The 3,392-nt window shown below is 65.2% G+C and carries 3 protein-coding genes and 1 pseudogene; all 4 read left to right on the forward strand.

Annotated elements, in window-relative coordinates; translation table 11 throughout:
* Positions 1–86: pseudogene (locus QZ609_RS25540) on the forward strand (pilus assembly protein PilP); the annotation flags it as partial.
* Positions 87–88: 2 nt separating this feature from the next.
* Positions 89–2,227: a temperature dependent type IV pilus secretin PilQ gene (pilQ, locus tag QZ609_RS25545; RefSeq protein ID WP_295501021.1), complete on the forward strand. Its 2,139-nt coding sequence runs from the start codon at positions 89–91 to the stop codon at positions 2,225–2,227.
* A gap of 130 nt (positions 2,228–2,357) precedes the next feature.
* Positions 2,358–2,930, forward strand: a complete 573-nt coding sequence (locus tag QZ609_RS25550) for a shikimate kinase (protein WP_295501015.1) — start codon at positions 2,358–2,360, stop codon at positions 2,928–2,930.
* The coding region (locus QZ609_RS25555; RefSeq protein ID WP_295501018.1) for an iron-containing alcohol dehydrogenase at positions 2,927–3,392 on the forward strand (466 nt) is incomplete at its 3' end. The genes QZ609_RS25550 and QZ609_RS25555, both read left to right, overlap by 4 nt.

A 3,392-nucleotide genomic window follows, 5' to 3' on the forward strand; every position in this document is an offset into this window, starting at 1 on the left:
TCACCCTGCGTGAGCTGGTGCGCGAAGGCACGACCGAATGGAAAGAAAAAATGACTACCCTGAAAGTTCAGGAGGGCGCGCAATGACGATGCGTCTCGTGAAGGGCGGCCTGGCACAGGCAGCCCGAGTGGCCCGGGGGGGCGCGGCAGCATGGCTCTCGCTGTGCATGCTCATGATGGCCGGTCAGGCCTTGGCGCAGCAAGCGGCGACCGCGCCGGCTGCCAACGCCATCGAAAAGGTGGAGCAGGCCACGGCCGGCGAATCCACCGTCGTGACGGTGACGCTCAAGGATGCACCCGCGCAGAAGCCGGTGGAATTCAGCACGCAGCAGCCTGCGCGCATCGCCATCGACTTCTTCGGCACCGGGTTCGCCCAGGGCCGTGCCAACTATCAATATGGCGGCAAGTTGCTGCGCGCGGCCAATGTCGTGCAGATCGGCGACCGAACCCGCGTCGTGCTGGACCTGGCGCGCCAGACGCAGTACCGCTCGGAAGTCCGCGGCAACCAGTACATCGTGACGCTGGACGCCGCCCCGGTGGCGGCCGCCAAGCCCGCACCGACGTTCGCCGCACCGGTTCCGGCCGCGGGGGCGGAACGTCCGGCCGTGCGTAACATCGACTTCCGCCGCGGCGATGAGCTGGCTGGCCGCGTGGTGGTCGACCTGTCGACCGCCAACTCGGCGATCAATATCGCCCAGCAAGGCCAGAACCTGGTGGTCGATTTCGTTGGCACGACGCTGCCGCAAACGCTGCGCCGCCGCTACGACGTGAGCGACTTCGGCACCCCGGTACAAGCGATGCGTGCTAGCGACAGCGGCACCGGCGCGCGCCTGGTCATCGAGCCGCGCGGCAACTGGCAGTACAGCTCGTACCAGACCGACACCCAGTTCGTGGTGGAGGTGCGCCCGACCAAGGAAGACCCGAACAAGCTGATCTCCGGCCCGGGCTACCGTGGTGAGCGCCTGTCGCTGAACTTCCAGAACATCGACGTGCGCTCGCTGCTGCAGGTCTTTGCCGACTTCACCAACCTGAACATCGTCACCAGCGACAGCGTGACGGGCACCCTCTCGCTGCGTCTGAAGGACGTACCGTGGGATCAGGCGCTGCAGATCGTGCTGGACTCCAAGGGCCTGGCCTCGCGCCGCAACGGCAATGTGCTGTGGGTGGCCCCGCGTGGCGAACTGGCGACCAAGGAAAAGGCCGAACTGGAGTCGCAGCAGCAAGTGACGGAGCTAGAGCCGCTGCGCAGCCAGGTGTTCCGCATGAACTACCAGCGTGCGGATGACGTGCGCAACATGCTGTTGGGTACCGGCGCAGGTGCAGCAGGCGGCACGCCATCGCGCATTCTGTCTAAGCGCGGATCGCTCACCTCGGATGCCCGTACCAATCAGCTGTTCATCTCGGACATTCCGAGCAAGCTGGAAGAGGTGCAGGCCTTCATCCAGAAGATCGACATTCCGGTGCGCCAGGTGATGATCGAGGCGCGCATCGTCGAGGCGGATGATACCTTCAGCCGCAACCTGGGGGCCAAGCTTGGCTTTGCTTCCAAGACCAACGGCGCGGCCTATGGCAACAACTACACCAACGTGACGTCGCCGATCACGGCAGCAAACGGCACCTTGGCGACTGATCCGGCTGTCAGCCTCCCGGCCAACGGCATCAACGGCGTGAACGCAGCGAGCGTGGCGGTGAGCCTGTTCAATGCTGGTGCCGGCCGTTTCCTGGCGCTCGAGCTGTCGGCGCTGGAAGCCGACGGTCGCGGCAAGATCGTCTCCAGCCCGCGTGTGGTCACCGGCGACAACATCAAGGCGTTGATCGAGCAGGGTACCGAGATCCCGTACCAGCAGGCGACCTCGTCGGGCGCGACTTCGGTCTCGTTCAAGAAGGCCAACCTGAAGCTGGAAGTCACGCCCAAGATCACGCCGGACGGCAACGTCTTCCTGGACGTGGACGTCAACAAGGACAGCGTCGGCATCCAGACCACCAACGGCTTCGCCATCGACACCAAGCACGTGCAGACGCAGGTGCTGGTCGAGAACGGCGGCACGGTGGTGATCGGCGGGATCTACACGCAGAACGAGCGCACGGACGTGAACAAGGTGCCGCTGCTGGGCGATATCCCGGTGCTGGGCAACCTGTTCAAGAGCACCGCCAAGATCAACAACCGCACCGAGCTGCTGGTGTTCCTGACGCCGCGCGTGCTGAACGACCAGCTGTCGCTGAAGTAAGCGGCTGCGCGTCGCGCGGGCAAAAGCCCGGCCTCCTTCTGGAGCGCCGGGCTTTTTTCATGGGCGCTCCGACGGGGTTTCGGGCAAAAAGCCACTACAATCGGACTCAAATCTCAGAATTCACGCAATTTTGTCCGTTTCCAACGTTTTTTTCGTCGGCCTGATGGGTGCCGGCAAGACCACGGTCGGCCGCGCGGTAGCGCGACGCCTGGACCTGCCGTTCTTCGACTCCGACCACGAGATCGAGGCCCGCTGCGGCGTGCGCGTGCCGGTCATCTTCGAGCATGAGGGCGAGACCGGTTTCCGTGATCGCGAGACCCACGTGATCGACGAGCTGACCGCGCGCAGCGGCGTGGTGCTGGCCACCGGCGGCGGTGCCGTGTTGCGGCCTGAGAACCGCGCTTTCCTGCGCGAGCGCGGCACCGTCATCTACCTGCGCGCCAATCCGCACGACCTGTACCTGCGCACGCGCCACGACAAGAACCGCCCCCTGCTGCAGACTGAAAACCCGCGCGCCAGGCTTGAAGAGCTGCATGCCATCCGCGATCCGCTGTACCGCGAGGTGGCCCACTTCATCATCGAGACCGGCAAGCCCACCGTCGCCCAGCTTGTTAATATGGTGCTGATGCAACTCGAGATGGCCGGCATCGTGGCGCCGCCCGCGGGTTCCTCCACTCCCTCGCACGTTTACAGCCAGTCATGATTACCGTTGATGTCGACCTGGGCGAGCGCGCCTATCCGATCCATATCGGATCGGGGCTGATCTCCCAGACCGCGCTGTTTGCCCCCCACATCCGCGGCGCACGTGCCGTGATCGTCACCAACGAGACCGTGGCGCCGCTCTATGCCGCCAAGGTCGAGGCCGCCGTCCGCGCGCTCGGCAAGACCGTCGACACGGTCGTGCTGCCCGACGGCGAATCGTTCAAGAAGTGGGAGACGCTCAACCGCATCTTCGACGCGCTGCTCGCTTCGGGGGCCGACCGCAAGACCACGCTCATCGCTCTGGGCGGCGGCGTGATCGGCGACATGACGGGGTTTGCCGCCGCCTGCTACATGCGCGGCGTGCCGTTCATCCAGGTGCCGACGACGCTGCTGTCGCAGGTTGATTCATCGGTGGGCGGCAAGACGGGCATCAACCACCCGCTGGGCAAGAACATGATCGGCG

Origin of the sequence: uncultured Ralstonia sp., assembly GCA_913056305.1 — a bacterium.
Lineage (GTDB): Bacteria > Pseudomonadota > Gammaproteobacteria > Burkholderiales > Burkholderiaceae > Ralstonia.